Below are 20228 nucleotides of genomic sequence, written 5' to 3'. Positions count from 1 at the left end.
ATGAAATGGTCTAATCGTGTTCAAATCATCACCGGACAAACCTGCGTGCATATCGCCATGCACGCGCTGGTGATCGCCGCGCTGGTCTGGGGCTGGCAGCACAAAGCCCTGACCGAAGTGTGCAGCACGCTGGTAGCCGCCTATGCCGTGGTGTTTATCGCCATGCTGGTCCTGCAGCGTAGTGTTCGTTTGCGTCGCATCGGTGATTATCTTGAAGAAGCGACCACCACGTACTACTTTGGCGCGGCGATGATGACGCTGTTTATCGTCTCGCGCTATGTCCACAATGCGTTGCTGATCGGCACGCTGGGCGTAGTGATGCTGGTGGGACCGGCGCTGGTTTCGCTGCTGGCGAAAGAGCCGCCAGGACGTATCCAGAAGAAACGCAGCTAACGCGCCGCGTTCGCCACAGGGCCACCTTCGGGTGGCCTTGTTGTTTGCGGCCTTCTCGCACCCTGCGGCGAAAGCTGCTACACTGCCTGCCTTACGCATCGTAGTTTGTGCCCTTTTCACACGTTAGCCCCCGGCTGGCGTCACTTTCCCCCCTGAAAACTACACCGTGAATCGCGGTCAGGGCGGACCGGAGTAACACACTTAATGTCTTTTGACTCTCTCGGCCTGAGCGCCGATATTTTGCGTGCGGTCGCTGAACAGGGCTACCGTGAACCTACGCCTATTCAGCGCCAGGCGATCCCTGTGGTGCTCTCCGGCCGCGATCTGCTGGCCAGCGCGCAAACCGGCACCGGCAAAACCGCTGGCTTTACGCTGCCGCTGCTGCAAAAACTTTCTACTCAGGCCGCATCGGGCCGCGGTCGCCGTCCGGTGCGCGCCCTGATCCTGACCCCGACGCGCGAACTGGCCGCCCAGATCGGCGAAAACGTGCGCGACTACAGCAAATACCTCGAGCTGCGTTCGCTGGTGGTGTTCGGCGGCGTCAGTATTAACCCGCAGATGATGAAGCTGCGTGGCGGCGTCGATATTCTGGTCGCCACGCCGGGCCGTCTGCTCGATCTGGAACACCAGAACGCGGTCGATCTGTCGCAGATCGAAGTGCTGGTGCTGGACGAAGCGGATCGCATGCTCGATATGGGCTTTATTCACGACATCCGCCGCGTGCTGGCGAAGCTGCCGGCGAAGCGTCAGAACCTGCTTTTCTCTGCCACCTTCTCCGACGACATCAAAACCCTGGCGGAAAAACTGCTGCACAACCCGGAGCAGGTCGAAGTGGCGCGCCGCAACACCGCCTCTGAGCAGGTGTCGCAGCTGGTGCACTTCGTCGACAAAAAGCGCAAGCGGGAACTGCTCTCGCAGCTGATCGGCGAAGGCAACTGGCAGCAGGTGCTGGTGTTTACCCGCACCAAGCACGGCGCCAACCACCTGGCGGAACAGCTGAACAAAGACGGCATCACCGCGGCGGCGATCCACGGCAATAAAAGCCAGGGCGCCCGTACCCGCGCGCTGGCCGACTTTAAAACCGGCGCCATCCGCGTGCTGGTCGCCACTGATATCGCCGCGCGCGGTCTCGATATCGAAGAGCTGCCGCACGTGGTGAACTATGAACTGCCGAACGTGGCGGAAGATTACGTGCACCGCATCGGTCGTACCGGTCGCGCCGCTGCCACCGGCGCCGCGCTCTCGTTGGTCTGCGTGGATGAGCACAAGCTGCTGCGCGACATCGAGCGTCTGCTGAAGCGCGAGATCCCGCGTATGGCGGTGCCGGGCTACGAGCCGGATCCGAGCATCAAGGCGGAGCCGATTCAGAACGGTCGCGGACAGCAACAGCAGCCGCGCGGCCGCGGTCGTGGACAGGGCGGCGCGCCGTCGTCAGCGCGTCCGCAGGGCGATAAACGTGCGCCGCAGCCGCGCCGTCAGGGCCAGCCTGCGCAGGGCGACAGGCCTGCGCGTCCGTCGCGTCGTCCGGCTGCGAAGAAAACCGGAACCGCGTAACGCCATGCGGGTGTTGCTTGCCCCGATGGAGGGCGTGCTGGATTCGCTGGTGCGCGAGCTGCTGAGCGAGGTCAACGACTACGACCTCTGCGTCACCGAGTTTTTGCGCGTGGTGGATCAGCTGCTGCCGGTAAAATCCTTTTACCGGCTCTGTCCCGAGCTGCACAACAGCAGCCGCACGCCATCCGGCACGCGGGTGCGTTTGCAGCTGCTGGGGCAGTATCCTGAATGGCTGGCGGAGAATGCGGCGCGCGCGGCGGAATTAGGCTCGTGGGGCGTCGATCTCAACTGCGGCTGTCCGTCGAAGCTGGTTAACGGCAGCGGCGGCGGTGCCACGCTGCTGAAAGATCCGGAACTGATCTACCGCGGCGCGAAAGCGATGCGCGAGGCGGTGCCGGCGCATCTGCCGGTGACGGTAAAAGTGCGGCTCGGCTGGGATTCCGGCGAGCGGCGCTTTGAAATCGCCGACGCGGTGCAGCAGGCAGGTGCCAGCGAGCTGGTGGTGCACGGCCGTACCAAAGAGGATGGCTACCGCGCTGAGGCGATCAACTGGCAGGCGATTGGCGAGATCCGCCAGCGGCTGCGTATTCCAGTGGTGGCGAACGGCGAGATCTGGGACTGGCAGAGCGCGCAGGCGTGCATGAACGCCACCGGCTGTGATGCGGTGATGATCGGTCGCGGCGCGCTTAACGTGCCGAATCTCAGTCGGGTGGTGAAGTACAACGAGGCGCCGATGGCCTGGCCCGACGTGGTGGCGCTGCTGCAGAAATACGCGCGGCTGGAGAAGCAGGGCGATACCGGCCTCTACCACGTCGCGCGCATCAAGCAGTGGCTCGGCTACCTGCGCAAAGCCTATCCGCAGGCTGACGGCCTGTTCACCTCTATCCGCACGCTGAAACACTCCGCCGCTATCGCCGAGGCGATTGATCAACAGGCGCTTTCGCTGGCCCTGTGACAAAAATTCAGGCGACCCGTTAGCAGGCTAAGCGTATAGTGAAAGCCATTTTTCACAACAAGCCAGCCTGCTATGTCTGATGTCGCGGTACTGACTAACGGTCAACTCAACAAACGCATTCTCTCTGTTCTGATCTTCACCTTCTTCTGCTATCTCTCTGTCGGGCTGCCGCTGGCGGTGCTGCCGGGCTTCGTGCATAACCAGCTCGGCTTCAGCTCCTTTATGGCGGGGCTGATCATCAGCCTGCAATACTTCGCCACGCTGCTGAGCCGTCCGCAGTCGGGCCGGCTGGCGGATCGTCTGGGGCCGAAGCGGGTGGTGATGCTCGGCACGCTGCTGTGCGGCATGAGCGGCGTGCTGACCATCGCCGCCGCGCTGTGCCGCGACTGGCCGTGGCTCAGCCTGCTGCTGCTGGCGATTGGCCGCCTGTTCCTCGGCGTCGGCGAAAGCTTTAGCAGCACCGGCTCCACGCTGTGGGGCATGAATATCGTCGGACCGCTGCAGACGGCGCGCGTCATCTCCTGGAACGGCGTCGCCACCTATCTGGCGATGGCAATCGGCGCGCCGCTCGGCGTGCTGCTCAATCAGGGACTCGGCATCAGCGGCTTCGCCGGCCTGGTTGCGGTGATGGGCGTGGTGGGCTACCTGCTGGCGAGCCGCAAGCCGGCGGTCGAGGTGAATCAGGGGCAGCGCATTCCCTTTCACCGCGTCTTTTCACGCGTCTGGCTGTTCGGCCTGGCGCTCGGCTTCGGCACCATCGGCTTCGGCGTGATCTCGACCTTTATTACCCTCTATTTCGCCAGCCGCGACTGGAGCGGCGCCGCCTTTGCGCTGTCGCTGTTCAGCCTCGGCTTTGTGCTGTTTCGCCTGCTGTTCAGCCGCACCATCACGCGCTTCGGCGGGCTGCGCGTCGCGCTGCTCTCGTTTCTGCTGGAGTGCGCGGGGCTGCTGATTATCTGGCAGGCAGAGAGCAGTGTGCTGGTGGATCTCGGCGCGCTGCTGACCGGCTGCGGCTTCTCGCTGATTTTCCCGGCGCTGGGCGTGGAGGCGGTAAAGCAGGTGGAGCGGCAGGATCAGGGCTCGGCGCTCGGCGTCTACTCGGCGTTTCTCGATCTGGGGCTCGGCCTGACCGGCCCGGTGGCGGGCTTGCTGATCGGCTACTGGGGCATGCAGTCGGTTTATCTGGCGGCGGCGATGATGGTGCTGGGCGCCTTCGCCATCACGCTGCGTCTGACGCGGCGCGACAGCGGCGCGGCATAGCGCCGCGCCGCCAGCGTCAGAACTGCGAGAAGAGGGCGTAGAGCCCGGCGGCCAGCAGGACAGAGACCGGCAGCGTCAAAATCCACGCCATCGCCAGATTGCGCAGCGTGGCGAGCTGTAAACCCGAGCGGTTCGCCGCCATGCTGCCCGCCACGCCCGACGAGAGCACGTGGGTGGTGGAGACCGGCAGGCCGAAGCTGTCCGCCGCGCCGATGGTCGCCATCGCCACCAGCTCCGCGCTGGCGCCCTGCGCATAGTTGAGGTGGGTTTTGCCGATGCGCTCGCCAACGGTGACCACAATGCGTCGCCAGCCCACCATGGTGCCAAGGCCGAGCGCAATCGCCACCACCACTTTCACCCACATCGGAATAAAGCGCGTGGCGCTGTCCAGCTCCTGCTTGATCGCCGTCAGATTGCGCTGCGTCTCTTCCGGCATCGGCACCTTATTCGCCTGAATATGCTTGATCGACTCCGAGGTCAGGTACATCTGATTACGGGTGTTGGAGACCGCCTGCGCTGGAATATTCTCCATTGAGCCGTAGCGGCGGATCTGATCGCTGATATCGCCCAGCGTCAGCGCCAGCGCGGGCAGCACGTTGGGGGTCAGCTGGTTGGTGCGCACATAGTCGGTGAGCACGTCGCGCGCGGCGGGCGGCTGCGCGCTGGCGGGCTGCAATTGCAGCAGCTGGTTTTCCGTCACCTGCGCCAGCGCCGCCACGCGCGGGATTTGATCCGGCGGCAGCGAGCGGTTTAGCGCATAGGCGATCGGCATCGTGCCCACCAGAATCAGCATAATCAGCCCCATGCCTTTCTGGCCGTCGTTGGAGCCGTGGGCGAACGAGACGCCGGTGCAGGTGAGGATCAGCAGGCCGCGGATCCAGGCGGGCGGCGGCGCGTCGCTTGTCGGCGCCTCATAGAGGTCGCGGTTGCGGATAAACGCCTTCATCGCCAGCAGTAGCAGCGCGGCGCAGATAAAGCCCACCAGCGGCGAGAGGATCAGCGAGTAGCCGATCTTAATCGCCTGATCCCAGTCGACGCCGCTCATGCCGCTGCGGCCGTGCAGCAGCGCGTTGGCGACGCCGACGCCGATAATCGAGCCGATCAGCGTGTGGGACGAGGAGGAGGGCAGGCCCAGATACCAGGTGCCCAGGTTCCAGATGATGGCGGAGAAGAGCAGCGCATAGACCATGGCGAAGCCGCCGCCGCTGCCCGCCTGCAATATCAGCTCCACCGGCAGCAGCGAGATAATGCCGAACGCCACCACGCCGCTGGAGAGCAGCACGCCGAGAAAGTTGCACAGCCCGGACCAGACCACCGCCACGCCGGGCGTCAGCGAGTGGGTGTAGATCACCGTCGCCACCGCGTTGGCGGTGTCGTGAAAGCCGTTAACGAACTCGAACCCGAGCGCGATCACCAGCGCCAGGCCGAGCAGAAAGAAAGGAACATAGCTGGTGACCGGCGTATCGGTCTCCTGCACGTCGCTGAACAGATTGAAGCCGGCGAAAGAGAGTCCGGCGACCAGTAAAATCAGAAACAGCGGTCTGGAAAACCGGTTGCGCTTGCTCGCTAGATTGGGACGGCCGGCAACCGATGGGGAAGACGATAAGCTGTTTTCGCTCATAAACACCTCGGTGGAGAGTAGCGGGCGCGCCCTGTTCGCGCCCATTACTGGCAAGGGATACGCGCTTTATATGACAGAACAATGAAGTGGCGCGGCTGAAAAAGTCGCGCCGGTCGCGCGGCAAGACGCTAGCCAGCTCACAACTCCCGCTTTCGCCGGTCATCGCCCGGCGGTCGTCGTGCTAGTCTCTCGCTATGCCTCGCTTCCGCCGTGCTCGACGACAGGTTGTATGAAACGCCGATACCCTTTTCAGGTAAAACTCTTTCTCTCGCTGGTGCTGTTCTCCTGCCTGCTGCTGGCGCTGCAGGGCGTGATCCTGTTTCATTTTATCGACCGCCAGCTGCATCACGATTTGGGGCAGCGCGCGCGGGTGCAGGCGAGCGAAATCGCGCTGATGCCCGGGCTGGCGGAGAAGGTGGCGAGCCGCGACCTCGCCGCTATCGCCAGGCTGATCCAGCCGCTGCGCGATCAAAGCGACGCCAGCTATATCGTCATCGGCGACGTGCATCAGCAGCATCTCTACCACTCCGAATCGCCCGAGCGCCTTAATCTGCCGCTGATTGGCGGCGACAACGCAGAGGTGCTGCAGGGGAAAACCATTATTTCGGTGCGCAAAGGGGGCATCGGCGTTTCTCTGCGCAGCAAAGCGCCTGTTTTCAACGCGCAACATCAGGTGATCGGCATCGTCTCGGTGGGCTATCTCACCTCCTATATCGCCAATATCAACGTTAGCCTGCTGTGGCAGGCGAGCCTGTACGGGCTGGCGCTGCTATTGCTGCTGTTTCTCTTTTCGTGGATGTTTAGCCGCAACCTTAAAAAACAGATGTTCTGGCTGGAGCCGAAAGATATCGCGCTGCTGGTGCTGCAGCAAAAAGCGCTGCTGGAGGCGATGTATGAAGGGGTGTTCGCCGTCAACGCCGAGCGGCAGCTGATTTTGATCAACCGCGCCGCCAGAGAGCTGCTGGCTATCGATCGCAGCGAGAGCGAGCTGCTGGGTAAGCCGCTCGATGAGGTCATTCAGATCCATCCCGCCTTTCTCAGCCAGTCCGTCGGCGACGAGAGCGGTCGGCAGCACGATCGCATCACCGTGCTCAATCAGCGCCAGGTGATCGTCAATCGGGTGGCGATCGATCTGCAACCCGGCGAGCCCGGCGGCTGGGTGTGCAGCTTTCGCGACAAAAACGATATTAATACCCTGAGCAGCCAGCTCAGCCAGGTCAAACGCTATGCGGACAGCCTGCGCATTATGCGCCACGAGCAGCTTAACTGGACCGCCACGCTGGTGGGCCTGCTGCAGATGCAGCGTTACGACGACGCGATGCGCTACATTCAGGCGCAGTCCGCCGGGGCGCAGCAGGTGCTGGATTTTGTCTCGGCGCGCTTCACCTCGCCCGCGCTGTGCGGGCTGCTGCTGGGGAAATATGTCGGCGCGCGGGAGAAGGGGGTGGAGCTGAAATTCGACCCCGCCTGTCAGCTGAGCCGTCTGCCCGCCGCCATCAGCGAAACCGCACTGATGTCGGTGGTGGGAAACGTGCTGGATAACGCCGTCGACGCCACGCTCAGCGTCAGACGACCGGCGCCGCCGGTGGAACTCTATATTTCCGATCGCAACCACGAGCTGGTGATCGAGGTGGCCGATCAGGGCTGCGGCGTGGATGAGGCGTTAAAACCGCATCTGTTCGAGCAGGGCGTCACCAGCAAGCCCGCCCGCGACGACGATCTGCTCGGCGCGGAGCACGGCATCGGCCTCTATCTGGCGGCGAGCTATGTGCATCAGGCGGGCGGCAGTATCGAAATCGAAGAGAATTCGCCGCAGGGCACTATCTTCTCAGTGTTTATTCCGTTTCAGCCTCTCGCCTCGACAGGGATCGCCCTATGAGCAACGCAAAAGCGCTTAATGTCGTGATTGTGGAAGATGAGCCGCATCTGGCCGATCTGCATCGCGAGTTTATCGAACACCATTTTCATCTGCGCGTGGTGGGCATTGCCGCCACGCTGGCGCAGGCGCGCCAGCTGATCGAACAGCATCAGCCGCGCCTGGTGCTGCTCGACAACTATCTGCCGGACGGCCAGGGCGTCAGCCTGATCGACGATCCGCTGCTGAAGCGCTTTGAATGCTCGGTGATTTTCATCACCGCCGCCAGCGACATGCAAACCTGCAGCCACGCGATGCGCAGCGGCGCGCTGGACTATCTGCTTAAACCGGTGTTTTTTCATCGCCTGCGCGCCTCGCTGGAACGCTTTATGCTGCTGGTGCAGACGATGCGCCAGATGAAAAAGGTCGATCAGCACGCGCTGGACCGGCTGTTTAATTTGCCGGCCAGCGAGGCGCCGGCGGCGCCGTCGACCAAAGGCATCGAGTCGCTGACGCTGGAGCGGGTGAAGCGCGTCTTCAGCGAGGCGCCCGGCAGCAGCTGGTCGGTGGAGCAGGTGGTAGAAAGCGTCGGCATCAGCAAAACCACGGGACGCCGCTATCTGGAGTACTGCGTGGAGATCGGTTTTATCGGCGTGGAGATGCAGTACGGCAACATTGGCCACCCGCGGCGGCTTTATCGCAAAAGCGGGTGATCGGGCGCAGGCGAGGGCGCGGTTTTAATGGTGTTAATTGCCGAAAAACCGCCAATAATCACACTTCGCGAAGATAACGCTCCGCCACCTCTTGTCTCGCCAGAGCGATCGGCTATGTTGACCTTTAGTTCCCAAAGTGTAACTAAAAGGTTAAATATAATGTCGAACAGATCTTCTCTTTCTCTGGTTGCCGCGACCGTACTCTTCTCCTGCTCCGCCTTCTCTGCGCCGCCGCAGGGCTATCCGGCGGACTATCAAAGCGTCATCGACGGCGCAACGAAAGAAGGCAAGGTAGTGATCTACTCTACTACCGACACCAAAGCCGCCGGGCCGCTGATCAAAGGGTTTGAGGCCGCCTATCCCGGCATCAAGGTTGAATACAACGATATGAACAGCACCGAGCTGTACAACCGTTTTATCAGCGAGCAGGCCTCGGGCGGCACCAGCGGCGACGTGGTGTGGAGTTCTTCTATGGACACCGGCCTGAAGCTGGCCACCGACTACGCGCAGGAGTATCAGTCGCCGGAGCTGCCGCAGCTGCCGAAGTGGGCGGTGTGGAAAAACAGGGCCTACGGCACCACCTACGAGCCGGTGGTGATCATCTATAACAAACGGCTGATCCCCGCCGGCGACGTGCCCGACTCGCACGCCGCGCTGGCAAAGCTGATCGCCAGCCAGACTGACAAATTCAAAAGCAAGGTCACCACCTACGACATCGAGAAATCGGGCCTCGGCTTTATGCTGTCGGTGCAGGATGCCAAAGCCGATCCGCACTATTTCACTACCCTGGCCGACGTGGCCAAAGGCGGCCTGGCGGTGCAGTCCTCTACCGGCACCATGATGGAAAGGGTGTCGTCCGGCGAAAACCTGATCGGCTTCAACATTCTCGGCTCCTACGCGGAGGCGCGCGCCAAAACCGATCCGTCGCTGGGTATCGCCTATCCGAAGGATTATATGCTGGTGCTGTCGCGCGTCTCCTTTATCAGCCAGCAGGCGCAAAACAGCCATGCGGCGAAGCTGTGGCTCGACTACGTGCTCTCAGAGAAGGGGCAGAGCATCCTGGCGAACCAGTCTGACATTCCCTCGCTGCGCAACGATATCGAAGGCAAAAACGACATCGACGGCCTGACCAAAATGGCAGGCAACGCGCTGAAGCCGATCCCGGTGGACGAAACGCTGCTGGAGTATCTGCAGCCGAAAAAACGTCTCGATTACATCAAACAGTGGCGCGCGGCCGCCGGTAAATAACGGCAGTACGGAAGCGCGGCTCGCTGCGCCGCGCTTCTCTTTCTCTTGATTTCGCCATTCAGGGTCTCGATATGAGTGCATTGCGCAGAAAGTGGCAAAGCCTGCCGCGTGGCGTGGTGGTGCTGATAACCACGCTGGTTATCTACGTTCCGCTGTCGTTTATTGTTATCCAGAGTTTTTTATCCGCGCCGTTTTTTGCGCCGTCGAAGGCGTGGAGCCTGGAGTCGTTTGAATTTATTTTTACCGATCCCGATTTTTATAAAGCGCTGAGAAGCGGTTTTATTCTCGCCTTTGGGCTGGTGGCGATCGCTATTCCGCTGGGCGGCATTCTGGCGTTCCTGATGGTGCGTACCGACTTACCGGGCAGGCGCATTATCGAGCCGCTGATCCTCGTGCCGATTTTCGTCTCGCCAATGGTGCTGGGGTTCGGCTATGTGGTGGCCGCCGGGCCGGTCGGCTTCTTTTCGCTCTGGGCGCAGTCTCTGCTCGGCTTTGTGCCGTGGAATATTTACGACATGTCGAGCATCGTGGTGATTGCCGGCCTGACGCACGTTCCTCACGCCTATCTCTATATCTCTTCGGCGCTGCGCAGCGTCGGCTCGGATGTGGAAGAGGCCGCGCGCATCGCCGGCGCCTCGCCGCTGCAGGTGATGACGGCGGTGAGCCTGCCAATGGTGCGACCCTCAATTCTTTACGCCGTCGTGCTGCTGTTTTTCCTCGGGCTGGAGGTGTTTGGCCTGATGCTGGTGCTGGGCGATCCAGAAGGCAACATGGTGCTCGCCACCTATCTCTATCAGCTGACCAATAAGCTCGGCACGCCTTCCTATCACCTGATGGCCGCGGTGGCGGTGGTGCTGATCTGCATCACCATCCCGCTGGTGATGCTGCAGCGTCGCCTGATGCGCACCGCCAACCGTTTCGTGACGCTGAAGGGTAAAGCCTCCCAGGCGCGCGCCCTGCCGCTGGGGAAATGGCGCTGGGTGGCGGGCGCGGTGGTGGCGTTCTGGCTGACGGTGACCATCGGCGTGCCGCTGATCGGCGTAGTGCTGCGCGCCTTTATCTCTAACTGGGGCGTCGGCGTTTCGCTGTGGGATGAGCTGTCGATTAAAACCTTCCAGACCATCTGGGCGCAGCCGAACCTGCTGCGCGCCATCGTCAACTCCATGGCGATCGGCGTCATCGGCGGCGCGCTGGCGGTGGGATGCTATCTGTTTATCGGCATCGCCATGCACCGTAAGCCCGACAACACCACGCGCTTTCTCGACTACAGCGTGCTGGTGCCGCGCGCGGTGCCGGGGCTGCTGGCGGGTCTGGCGTTTCTCTGGGTGTTTCTGTTCCTGCCGCTGTGGCTGGACAACGCGCTGAAGTCGGGCTGGCTCTCCGACTTCGCCTGGTCGCAGTGGCTGCGCGATAACCTGGTCGTCTGGCTGCGTTCGCTGCGCAGCACCATCTTCAGCGTCTGGCTCGCCTACACCGTGGTGTGGATGGCCTATGGCCTGCGGCTGATCTCCTCGACGCTGCTGCAGGTCGGGCCGGAGCTGGAGGAAGCGGCGCGCAGCACCGGCGCCACGCGCGGGCAGATTACGCGTCACGTTACCATTCCGCTCTCTCGCTACGGCCTGATTGGCTCCTGGCTGCTGATGTTTCTGATTTTTGAACGCGAATACTCTACCGGCGTTTACCTGCTTTCGCCCGGTACGGAAACCATCGGCTCGATGCTGGTTTCCCTGTGGGCGGCGGGCGCCATTGATATCGTCGCCGCGCTCTCTTTTATCAACATCCTGCTGGTGGTGGTCGGTCTGGGTATCGCCCTGCGATTCGGAGTTAAATTACATGACTGAGTTATCGGTAGAAGATCTGCATTTAACCTATGGCGACAACCCGGTGCTGAAAGGGGTCTCCATGAACCTGCAGCGCGGCGAGGTGGTTTCACTGCTGGGCCCCTCCGGCAGCGGTAAAACCACGCTGCTGCGCGCCGTGGCCGGGCTGGAAAAACCGACGCAGGGCACCATCGTTATCGGCAAAAACCGGGTTTACGCCGGCACGCCGCGCAGCGAGATCCCGGCGGAAGAGCGTAATCTGGGGCTGGTGTTCCAGTCCTACGCGCTGTGGCCGCATAAAACAGTGTTCGAGAACGTGGCCTATCCGCTGAAGCTGCGCAAGGTGCCCTCGACGGAGATCGCTCAACGGGTGCAGGATGTGCTGAACCAGCTGGGGCTGGGCCATCTTGGCAAGCGCCATCCGCACCAGCTTTCCGGCGGACAGCAGCAGCGCGTCGCGATTGGCCGCGCGCTGGTCTATAACCCGCCGGTGATCCTGCTGGATGAACCGCTGTCGAACCTCGACGCCAAACTGCGCGAAGAGGCGCGCGTCTTTCTGCGCGAGCTGATCATTAAACTCGGCCTCTCCGCGCTGATGGTCACGCACGATCAAAACGAGGCGATGGCGATTTCCGATCGCATCCTGCTGCTGAATAACGGCAGGATCGAGCAGCAGGGCACGCCGCAGGAGATGTACGGATCGCCTCAAACCCTGTTCACCGCCGAGTTTATGGGCAGCAACAACCGGCTGCACGGGAAAATTACCGAGCTGCGCGACGGCAACGCGCGCATCGAGGGCAAAGGCTGGACGCTGTGGGGCAAGGCGGGCGAAGGGGTGCAGCTCGGCCAGGAGGCCACGGCGGTGATCCGGGTCGAGCGCGTGAAGCTGGTGGAGGGGCCGGGCGAAAACCAGCTGGAACTGCCGCTGCTCACCAGCATGTACCTTGGCGATCGCTGGGAATACCTGTTCCGCACTGCGGGCGACGATTTTGTCATCCGCGCCTACGGCAGCGAGCTGCGCGATCCGCAGCACTGCCACCTGGCGCTGCCTGAAAATCACGTGTGGATCTTCCCCAAATCCTGATAGCGCGGGGCGGCGTCTGCCGCCCCCGCAACAGCTGCGACTCGCAACATAGAGCGGACGCGGCAGTCAACTTGATGTACCTTGTTAGCCAGACTATCCCGGCAACACGATTTTTCTCTGACAGGTAACATCGACCATGGCTCTTATCCCCAAAAACTACGCGCGGCTGGAAAGCGGCTACCGTGAGAAGGCATTAAAAATCTATCCCTGGGTCTGTGGACGCTGCGCGCGTGAGTTTGTCTACTCCAACCTGCGCGAATTAACCGTGCATCATATCGACCATGACCATACCAACAACCCGGAAGATGGCAGCAACTGGGAGCTGCTGTGTCTCTATTGTCATGACCACGAGCACTCAAAATATACCGAAGCGGATCAGTACGGCACTCGCGTGGTGGCGGGAGAGGATGCGCAAAAAGAGGTGGGTGAAGCCACCTATAATCCGTTTGCCGATTTAAAGTCGATGCTGAATAAGAAGAAGTAGCCAGGAGCGGCCTTGCCGGCCCACGTTTAGTGCCGATGAATTCAGTGCCGCTCAGCCTTTCAATCAAGAGGAGGTGTTATGCTGAGAACGCTTATCCACACCACCGGCGCGCTGCTGCTGGTCAGCCTGGCGGCGCCGGTTTTTGCCGCGACGGAGCGGGCCGCTTTACCGGGCAGCACGCGGGAGAACGGCGCAGAGATCTTCCAGATAAGCTGTCCGGATAATCCCCAGCAAACCACCCTCGATATGAACGCGTGCTATGGAGAGATGAAGGCGCAGGTAGAAGCCGTTAAGGCGCACTATCTGACGGCGATAAGGAAGCGCCTTGCCGAGAACGGCGATGAGCCGGCAGAACAAAGCCAGGAACAGCTGGCGGCGTTCGAGGCGGAAAATAACGCCTGGGACGCGCTGGAAGAGAAAGCCTCCGCCGCCACCGCAACCTACTGGCAGGGCGGTACTATTCGCGGCGTGATGGGCGCCGATCGCGCTATCCAGCTTATCGAGCTGCGTATCCATAACCAGTGGGAGAACTGGCTGCGCTATCAGGACTCCACGCCCGCGCTGCTGCCCGAACCTAAATTCAGGTCCGAGGGCGTCAGCCCGTAAAAAAGCCCGCCGAAGCGGGCTTTTTTCTACGAGATAACCTTATGACGGATTATCAGCGGCAGCGGGCTGCGGCTGCGGCGCCGCATTCGGGTCGACGACGTTCGCGCCCTGCGGCGTTACCGGCGTCATCGGCTCCTCTTTCGGCTGCGCGCCCGGCGCTTCCGGCATCTCGGTCGGCGCGGTCTGCACGCTGTCGGCAACGCCGTTGACTTTCGTCGGCATCCCGGTGCGGTTCTGAATCGCGGCGTTAACCTGATCCTGGCTGACGCTGGCGTCGGTGATCACTTTGGTCACCGCGGAGGTCAGGGTAATCGGCACCACTTCGCGCGAGTTAAACTGCTCTTCGGTGGTAGAGAGCGGGTTGTGCACCTCGACATAGCGCGAACCGTCCGGCTCCACCGTGGCCTTCACCGGCTGGTCGATAAACTGCACGCGCGTGCCGACCGGCACGTTTTCAAACAGCCATTTGATATCGTCGGCGCGCAGACGCACGCAGCCGTGGCTGACGCGCAGGCCGATGCCGAAATTGGCGTTGGTGCCGTGGATGGCGTAGAGACGACCGATATAGAGCGCGTAGAGGCCCATCGGGTTGTCCGGGCCGGCCGGGAAGACTTCCGGCAGGTTCTCGCCGCGCGAGGCGTACTCCGCGTGCATCGCTTTGGTCGGCGTCCAGGTCGGGCCCGCTTTCTTACGCTGCACTGAGGTGGTCCAGTTGATCGGGGTGTCTTTGCCCAACTCGCCGATACCGATCGGCAGCACAACCACGGTTTTGGTGCCTTTCGGGTAGTAGTAAAGGCGCATCTCCGCGCTGTTGATCACAATGCCTTCGCGCGGGGCGTCAGGCAGAATCAACTGCTGCGGAACGATCATTTTTTTGCCCGCCTGCGGCAGATAGACATCCATGCCAGGGTTGGCTTCCAGCATATTGCTGAGGCCCATCTGGTATTGCGCCGCAAAGGCTTCCAGCGGCAGCTTGTTATCCTGCGGGACGGTGATCTCAATATTTTGCCCAACCAGACGGCTGTTGGCGGCTGGTAAGGGGTAAACCACAGCGAAGGCGGACTGACTGAATGCAGCCAGCGCCAGAGCCATTGAAGCGAACGCGCGAATCATTTTCATATTTTACAAGTCGTTATGGCCTGTTAGCAGGCTTGTCAGTTTATCGAACCCGTACCGGTCAGCGTGACCGGCTGCACATTATATGGGCATTGTTTCGATGTTGTGAATCAGGATTTTAGCAGCCAGCGCAGACTTTAGGTATCCAGCTGTGTCATCGGGGCCGTCAGGGCTGCCATAAGGTCACCTCGCCGCTCAGTTTCCGGTTGAGAAAAAAGGCGGCGCTAATCAGCGCCAGATGGGTCAGCGCCTGCGGCATATTGCCCAGCGCGCGGCCGTGGCTGTCAAACTCCTCGGCATATAATCCGAGCGGATTGGCGTAGCTCAGCAGCTTTTCAAACTCGAAGTGCGCCTCATGGATGCGTCCGGCGCGCGCCAGACACTCCACATACCAGAAGGAACAGGCGCCGAACGATCCTTCCGAGCCGGTCAGGCCGTCGGCGGGCGTCTCGTCGATATTGTAGCGGCGCACCATGCCGTCGCTCACCAGCTCGCGCTTGATGGCGTCAAGCGTCGACAGCCACTCTGGATCGGTGGCGCCGACGAAGCGCACCAGCGGCATCAGCAGCATCGAGGCGTCGAGATGGTCGCCGTGACGCGTCGAGACGAAGTGGCCGCGCTCGGCGTTCCAGAAGTTTTGCCAGATATCGGCGCGGATCTCGCTGCGCGCGCTGTCCCAGCGGGCGTAGGGCATCGGCAGCGAGCGCTTCATGCCGAGACGCAGCGCGCGGTCCAGCGCCACCCAGCACATCAGGCGCGAGTGCAGAAAGTGCTCCGGCTCGCCGCGCATCTCCCAGATACCGGCGTCGGGCTGATTCCAGTTTTCGCACACCATGTCGATCATCTGCGCCACGTGCTGCCAGCCGCGCTCCGAGATCGCTTCGCCATACTTATTCGCCAGATAGACCGCATCCATCAGCTCGCCGTAAATATCGAGCTGCGTCTGCTGCCAGGCGTCATTGCCGATGCGCACCGGCTGCGAGTCGGCGTAGCCGGAGAGGTTAAGCAGCTCGATTTCGTGCAGTTCGATGCCGCTGTCGAGACGGTACATCACCTGCAAACGCATCTCGTCGTGGTGGCTGTTCTCGACGCAGCGGCCGACCCAGCGGGTAAAGTTTTTCGCTTCGTCCACGTAGCCGAGGCGCATCAGCGCATACATGCTGAACGAGGCGTCGCGGATCCAGGAGGCGCGATAGTCCCAGTTGCGCTCGCCGCCCAGCTCTTCCGGCAGGCCGAAGGTGGCGGCGGCGGCAATAGAGCCGTGCTGGCTGGAGGTGAGCAGCTTCAGCGCCAGCGCCGAGCGCTGCACCATCTCCTGCCAGCGTCCGCTGTAGTTGCTTTTTTTGCTCCAGCGTCGCCAGTAGTTAATGGTCTCTTCAAAGCAGGTTTCGGTGGCGACGGCGCCGATGCGCGCGTCCTCCTGGTTGCCAAACTCGAACTCGACGTGCTCGCCCGACTGGAGTTGAAAACGCGCCGTGGCGGCGTGCGCGTCGCAGCTCAGCGGCACCGTGGCGGCGAGGCGCAGCGTCGGCTGACCCTCGGCGTAAAAATCGACGCAGTCGCCTGCAGCCTGCGCGCGGGTTGAGGCGCGCGCGTAGTCGTGACGCGGCGCGCAGCGCATAGTGAACCAGGCGCTGCCGCGCACCATTTTGACACGGCGGATCAGGCGCGGCTGTTTTTTCGCGTCGTCGCAGATCGGCATATAGTCGGTGATCTCCGCGACGCCTTCCTCGCCCAGCCAGCGCGTCTGAAGAATGTTGGTGTCGGGCAGATAGAGCTGCTGGCGCCGCACGTTTTTCCACTCCGGCGCCAGCGAAAAGAGTCCCGCGTCGTCGCTGTCGAGCAGCGCGGCGAACACCGACGGGCTGTCGAGCGCCGGCCAGCAGAGATAATCGATGGTGCCGTCGTTCGCCACCAGCGCGCAGGTGCGCAGATCGCCAATGATGCCGTGATCTTCAATCGGGCGTTTTATCTTGCTCATCCTCATCTCCATAGCGGGCAATCTGTTAACTATAGACAAAGCGGCTCAGGAGGCGGCGGCTGGACAACCGCGGAGAGCTTCTATACTTCAGCTTACCCGACACCCTGAGGAAGCAACTATGACCACACCACAGACCAAAGTCGCCGTCGTCACCGCATCCGACTCCGGCATTGGCCGCGCCAGCGCCCTGATGCTGGCGGATCTGGGCTACGATCTCGGCATCACCTGGCGTTCCGACGAAGCGGGAGCGCAGGAGACCGCGCGCCTGGTGCGCGACAAGGGCCGCCGCGCCGAAATCATTCATCTCGATCTCGCCGATCCGCAAGAGGGCGGCCGTGCGCTCTCGGCGCTGATCGACAGGTTAGGGCGCATCGACGCGCTGGTGAACAACGCCGGCGCCAACGCCAAATCGCCTTTCCTCGAGACGCCGTTTGACGAGTGGCGCAAGGTGTTCAGCGTCGACGTCGACGGTGCCTTTGTGTGCGGCCAAATCGCCGCGCGCAAAATGGTGGAGCAGGGCGACGGCGGACGCATCATCAATATCACCTCGGTGCATGAGCATACGCCGCTGCCCGACGCCGTCGCCTACACGGCGGCGAAGCACGCCATGGGCGGCCTGACCAAATCGATGGCCATCAGCCTGATCAAAGAGAATATTCTGGTGAATTCAGTGGCGCCTGGCGCCATCGCCACGCCGATGAACAACATGGGCGACGGCGACGCGCAGAAGATCAAGACGCCGGAAATCCCGATTGGGCGGCCCGGCGACGTGCGCGAAATCGCCAGCCTGGTTGCCTGGCTCTGCTCGGAGTGGGCCAGCTACACCACCGGACAATCCTTTATCGTCGACGGCGGCTTTATGCTGGCCAACCCGCAGTTCTACGGCGGAAAAGATATCTAACCGGCGCGGCGGGTGTTCCAGCGACGGATCACCCAACGCAGCGCAAAGGCGAAGATCACCGCCGCGACCAGCCACAGAATATGTTTCAGGTGCTGGTCGAGCTTGTGCAGCCAGGGGGCGATCATGCCGCCGGCAAAGTAGCCCAGGGCGACGAAGATGGTCGCCCAGATCGCCGCGCCGACGATATTCAGCAGGAAAAACTTCATCGGCTTCAGGTGACTGGCGCCGATGATAATTGGGCCGATAATGCGAAAGCCGTACATAAAGCGCACGCCAATAACAAACAGGCTGGGATGACGCTGGATCAGACGGTTCGCCTTGACCACTTTGTCCTGATGTTTTTTCAGCTTGCGCAGGATCTTCGTGCCGTAACGACGGCCGATCCAGTAGAGCAACTCATCGCCGATCACCCCGCCGGCCATCGCCGCCAGTACGACGCCGCCAAAATTCAACAGCCCTTCATGCGCCGCGACGCCGCCCAGCAGGGTAAAGGTTTCGCCCTCGGCGATACAGCCGATCAGCATCGCCAGGTAGCCGTACTGCGTAATTAATCCATTGATATCGAAATGCAAAAGAGAACTCCCTGCTTTGTCCGCGATCTCTACATTCTATACCGCTTCGGCCAATCCTTCCGGCGGACGACGCGCGGCGCGACAATTTTTTGCCGATCGCCGGCGCGCTGGCTACAAAAGCAGCAACCCCGTTTATACTTCAGTGACGCTGCCTGAAAAATCGCTCGGCATGGATAAGGCGGCTTATCGCATCAGAGAGGTGATGATATGAACCATGTCTGGGGTCTTATGGCGCATCCCGATCGGGAGATGCGTGATATCAAGCAAGAGAACGAGAGCGTTTCGCACCACTACACCCACCACGTTCTGCTGATGGCGGCGATCCCGGTGATCTGCGCCTTTATCGGCACCACGCAGCTGGGCTGGAACCTGGGCGAAGGGCAATTTATTCAACTCAACCTGCTGACCGGCATTGCGCTCGGCGTCCTGTTTTACCTGATTATCTTAGGCGGCGTGGCGGTGATGGGCCGCGTGATCCACTGGATGGCGCGCGACTACCCGCAGCGGCCCAGCATACAGCGCTGCACCGTGTTTGCCGGCTATGTGGCGACGCCGCTGTTTTTAAGCGGCCTGGTGGCGCTCTATCCGCTGGTCTGGCTCTGCGTGCTGGTGGGCGCGCTGGCGCTGGTCTATACCGGCTATCTGCTCTATCTCGGCATTCCGCTGTTCCTGAATATCGACCGCGACGAGAGTCTGCGCTTCTCCGGCTCGACGCTGGCCATTGGCGTGCTGGTGTTTGAGGTGCTGCTGGCGCTGACCGTGGTGCTGTGGGGCTACGGGCCGCGACTCTTTTAACGCGCCGCTCAGCTCACCAGGCGTTCCGCCGGCTTAGCGTCGCGGAACGCTTTTTTTTAACGGTCGGAAACATTCTCACCAGGAAATTTCTTACGCTTCCGCGTATTATGCCCCTGCCAGCCTCCGCGTGATTGGCTTTGCGGCGGGCGGCCTGTGTCTGACACGGCGTACTGTCTTAATCGGTCTTTTTATAAGATGCCTGTAACCATTCGCTATTCACTGCTTTCGCTGGCGCTGCTGTTCGGCGGCCAGGCGGCCATTGCGCCCGCCCAGGCGGCAACCTCACTTTCTCAGCTGGCGCCGGTCGCCGAGCCGCAAATCGCCTCAGGCAGCGCGATGATTGTCGACCTTAATACGGGGAAAGTGCTTTTCTCCAGCCATCCCAACCGCGTTCGGCCTATCGCCTCGATCACCAAGCTGATGACGGTGATGGTGGCGCTGGATGCGAAGCAGCCGCTGGATGAGCCGATTTCGGTGGATATCAGCCACACGCCTGAGATGCGCGGCGTCTTCTCCCGCGTCAAACTCAACAGCGAAATCAGCCGCCGCAATATGATGCTGCTGGCGCTGATGTCGTCGGAGAACCGCGCGGCGGCCAGCCTGGCGCATCACTATCCCGGTGGCTACGACGCCTTTATTCGCGCCATGAACGCCAAAGCGCGCGCGCTGGGCATGACCCACACGCGCTACGTCGAGCCGACCGGCCTGTCGACGCAAAACGTCTCCAGCGCGGAGGATCTGGTTAAGCTGCTGCGCGCCACGCGCGACTATCCGCTGCTCGGCCAGCTGAGCACCACCAAAGAAGAGACCGCCGTCTTTACCCATCCGAGCTACGCGCTGCCGTTCCGCAACACCAACCATCTGGTCTATAAAAGCGACTGGCGCATTCAGCTGACCAAAACCGGCTACACCGACGAGGCGGGCCACTGCCTGGCGATGCGCACCACGATCAATAACCGGCCGGTGGCGCTGGTGGTGCTGGACGCGTTCGGCAAATATACCCATTTCGCCGACGCCAACCGTCTGCGCGACTGGCTGGAAACCGGCAAGGCTGCGCCGGTGCCGGCGGCGGCGCTGGCCTATAAAAAGCAGAAGGCGGGGCTGGTGGTGAATAACGTCCACGGCGCGGCGGTGGTCGAATAACCCTGTTACCGGCGTCCGCCCGCGCGGACGCCTTGTTTCACTCGCTGAGAACGGCCAGCATTCCTATAGTTTCCCGGTGCGCCTGGCCCTAAACTACGCGCCAATGCGATAACTGATCGCCTGAATT

At 61.8% G+C, this 20228-nt stretch carries 18 protein-coding genes; 14 read left to right on the top strand and 4 right to left on the bottom strand.

From position 1 onward, the window contains the following. From B2J69_RS02780 to B2J69_RS02765, 4 genes are all read left to right on the top strand, one after another. Nucleotides 1-393, top strand: coding sequence for a YbhQ family protein (locus B2J69_RS02780; RefSeq protein ID WP_081136150.1), 393 nt, complete (start codon nt 1-3; stop codon nt 391-393). A gap of 204 nt (nt 394-597) precedes the next feature. Next, nucleotides 598-1947: an ATP-dependent RNA helicase RhlE gene (rhlE, locus tag B2J69_RS02775; RefSeq protein WP_081136148.1), complete on the top strand. Its 1350-nt coding sequence runs from the start codon at nt 598-600 to the stop codon at nt 1945-1947. A gap of 4 nt (nt 1948-1951) precedes the next feature. Further along, nucleotides 1952-2902 carry a tRNA dihydrouridine(16) synthase DusC gene (dusC, locus tag B2J69_RS02770; RefSeq protein WP_081136145.1) on the top strand — a complete coding sequence of 317 codons (951 nt, stop codon included), beginning with the start codon at nt 1952-1954 and terminating at the stop codon, nt 2900-2902. 72 nt (nt 2903-2974) lie between these two features. After that, nucleotides 2975-4162, top strand: a complete 1188-nt coding sequence (locus tag B2J69_RS02765) for an MFS transporter (RefSeq protein ID WP_081136141.1) — start codon at nt 2975-2977, stop codon at nt 4160-4162. A gap of 16 nt (nt 4163-4178) precedes the next feature. Here the strand turns inward: B2J69_RS02765 and B2J69_RS02760 are convergent, their stop codons facing one another. Further along, on the bottom strand, nt 4179-5783 hold the full coding sequence (locus tag B2J69_RS02760) for an inorganic phosphate transporter (protein ID WP_081136373.1): 1605 nt from the start codon (nt 5781-5783) through the stop codon (nt 4179-4181). Between the two features lie 229 nt (nt 5784-6012). Here B2J69_RS02760 and B2J69_RS02755 point away from each other — a divergent pair, with 229 nt between their 5' ends. From B2J69_RS02755 to B2J69_RS02725, 7 genes are all read left to right on the top strand, one after another. Further along, nucleotides 6013-7662, top strand: coding sequence for an ATP-binding protein (locus B2J69_RS02755; RefSeq protein ID WP_081136138.1), 1650 nt, complete (start codon nt 6013-6015; stop codon nt 7660-7662). Next, nucleotides 7659-8351: a response regulator gene (locus B2J69_RS02750; RefSeq protein WP_081136135.1), complete on the top strand. Its 693-nt coding sequence runs from the start codon at nt 7659-7661 to the stop codon at nt 8349-8351. Before B2J69_RS02755 ends, B2J69_RS02750 begins: the two co-directional genes overlap by 4 nt. A gap of 159 nt (nt 8352-8510) precedes the next feature. Next, nucleotides 8511-9599: an ABC transporter substrate-binding protein gene (locus B2J69_RS02745; protein WP_081136132.1), complete on the top strand. Its 1089-nt coding sequence runs from the start codon at nt 8511-8513 to the stop codon at nt 9597-9599. Between the two features lie 71 nt (nt 9600-9670). Continuing rightward, complete coding sequence (locus B2J69_RS02740; protein WP_081136130.1) at nt 9671-11440, top strand: ABC transporter permease; 1770 nt, start codon at nt 9671-9673, stop codon at nt 11438-11440. Continuing rightward, nucleotides 11433-12503, top strand: a complete 1071-nt coding sequence (locus tag B2J69_RS02735) for an ABC transporter ATP-binding protein (RefSeq protein ID WP_081136127.1) — start codon at nt 11433-11435, stop codon at nt 12501-12503. The genes B2J69_RS02740 and B2J69_RS02735 overlap by 8 nt, the downstream gene beginning before the upstream one ends. Nucleotides 12504-12639: 136 nt before the next feature. Beyond that, the gene (gene yajD, locus B2J69_RS02730; RefSeq protein WP_081136124.1) at nt 12640-12987 is read left to right on the top strand and encodes an HNH nuclease YajD; all 348 of its coding nucleotides are present in this window, start codon (nt 12640-12642) and stop codon (nt 12985-12987) included. A gap of 78 nt (nt 12988-13065) precedes the next feature. Then, the gene (locus B2J69_RS02725) at nt 13066-13593 is read left to right on the top strand and encodes a lysozyme inhibitor LprI family protein (RefSeq protein ID WP_094078472.1); all 528 of its coding nucleotides are present in this window, start codon (nt 13066-13068) and stop codon (nt 13591-13593) included. Between the two features lie 39 nt (nt 13594-13632). On the opposite strand, the gene B2J69_RS02720 is transcribed toward B2J69_RS02725, so the two are convergent. Further along, nucleotides 13633-14712, bottom strand: coding sequence for a L,D-transpeptidase family protein (locus B2J69_RS02720; RefSeq protein ID WP_081136120.1), 1080 nt, complete (start codon nt 14710-14712; stop codon nt 13633-13635). A gap of 163 nt (nt 14713-14875) precedes the next feature. Then, nucleotides 14876-16690: a glycoside hydrolase family 15 protein gene (locus tag B2J69_RS02715; RefSeq protein ID WP_081136118.1), complete on the bottom strand. Its 1815-nt coding sequence runs from the start codon at nt 16688-16690 to the stop codon at nt 14876-14878. Nucleotides 16691-16808: 118 nt separating this feature from the next. Here B2J69_RS02715 and B2J69_RS02710 point away from each other — a divergent pair, with 118 nt between their 5' ends. After that, nucleotides 16809-17591 (top strand): SDR family oxidoreductase, encoded by a 783-nt coding sequence (locus tag B2J69_RS02710; RefSeq protein ID WP_081136115.1) that lies wholly within the window; start codon nt 16809-16811, stop codon nt 17589-17591. Here the strand turns inward: B2J69_RS02710 and B2J69_RS02705 are convergent. Beyond that, a complete protein-coding gene (locus B2J69_RS02705) occupies nt 17588-18163 on the bottom strand; it encodes a DedA family protein (RefSeq protein ID WP_081136113.1) in 576 nt (191 codons plus the stop codon). The two genes, B2J69_RS02710 and B2J69_RS02705, sit on opposite strands and share 4 nt — an antisense overlap. A gap of 207 nt (nt 18164-18370) precedes the next feature. On the opposite strand from B2J69_RS02705, the gene B2J69_RS02700 reads away from it, so the two are divergent. Then, nucleotides 18371-18958, top strand: a complete 588-nt coding sequence (locus B2J69_RS02700) for a Yip1 family protein (RefSeq protein ID WP_081136111.1) — start codon at nt 18371-18373, stop codon at nt 18956-18958. A 195-nt stretch (nt 18959-19153) separates the two neighbouring features. Then, nucleotides 19154-20101: a D-alanyl-D-alanine endopeptidase gene (gene pbpG, locus B2J69_RS02695; protein ID WP_081136108.1), complete on the top strand. Its 948-nt coding sequence runs from the start codon at nt 19154-19156 to the stop codon at nt 20099-20101. Nucleotides 20102-20228: the final 127 nt, after the last annotated feature.

Origin of the sequence: Pantoea latae, assembly GCF_002077695.1 — a bacterium.
Taxonomy (GTDB): Bacteria; Pseudomonadota; Gammaproteobacteria; order Enterobacterales; family Enterobacteriaceae; genus Pantoea; species Pantoea latae.
This window is presented reverse-complemented; position numbering and strand designations above follow the sequence as displayed.

Coding starts and splice junctions, on each gene's coding strand:
- B2J69_RS02780 (WP_081136150.1), top strand. CDS start 1: ATGAAATGGTCTAATCGTGTTCAAATCATCACCGGACAAACCTGCGTG.
- rhlE (WP_081136148.1), top strand. CDS start 598: ATGTCTTTTGACTCTCTCGGCCTGAGCGCCGATATTTTGCGTGCGGTC.
- dusC (WP_081136145.1), top strand. CDS start 1,952: ATGCGGGTGTTGCTTGCCCCGATGGAGGGCGTGCTGGATTCGCTGGTG.
- B2J69_RS02765 (WP_081136141.1), top strand. CDS start 2,975: ATGTCTGATGTCGCGGTACTGACTAACGGTCAACTCAACAAACGCATT.
- B2J69_RS02760 (WP_081136373.1), bottom strand. CDS start 5,783: ATGAGCGAAAACAGCTTATCGTCTTCCCCATCGGTTGCCGGCCGTCCC.
- B2J69_RS02755 (WP_081136138.1), top strand. CDS start 6,013: ATGAAACGCCGATACCCTTTTCAGGTAAAACTCTTTCTCTCGCTGGTG.
- B2J69_RS02750 (WP_081136135.1), top strand. CDS start 7,659: ATGAGCAACGCAAAAGCGCTTAATGTCGTGATTGTGGAAGATGAGCCG.
- B2J69_RS02745 (WP_081136132.1), top strand. CDS start 8,511: ATGTCGAACAGATCTTCTCTTTCTCTGGTTGCCGCGACCGTACTCTTC.
- B2J69_RS02740 (WP_081136130.1), top strand. CDS start 9,671: ATGAGTGCATTGCGCAGAAAGTGGCAAAGCCTGCCGCGTGGCGTGGTG.
- B2J69_RS02735 (WP_081136127.1), top strand. CDS start 11,433: ATGACTGAGTTATCGGTAGAAGATCTGCATTTAACCTATGGCGACAAC.
- yajD (WP_081136124.1), top strand. CDS start 12,640: ATGGCTCTTATCCCCAAAAACTACGCGCGGCTGGAAAGCGGCTACCGT.
- B2J69_RS02725 (WP_094078472.1), top strand. CDS start 13,066: ATGCTGAGAACGCTTATCCACACCACCGGCGCGCTGCTGCTGGTCAGC.
- B2J69_RS02720 (WP_081136120.1), bottom strand. CDS start 14,712: ATGAAAATGATTCGCGCGTTCGCTTCAATGGCTCTGGCGCTGGCTGCA.
- B2J69_RS02715 (WP_081136118.1), bottom strand. CDS start 16,690: ATGAGCAAGATAAAACGCCCGATTGAAGATCACGGCATCATTGGCGAT.
- B2J69_RS02710 (WP_081136115.1), top strand. CDS start 16,809: ATGACCACACCACAGACCAAAGTCGCCGTCGTCACCGCATCCGACTCC.
- B2J69_RS02700 (WP_081136111.1), top strand. CDS start 18,371: ATGAACCATGTCTGGGGTCTTATGGCGCATCCCGATCGGGAGATGCGT.
- pbpG (WP_081136108.1), top strand. CDS start 19,154: ATGCCTGTAACCATTCGCTATTCACTGCTTTCGCTGGCGCTGCTGTTC.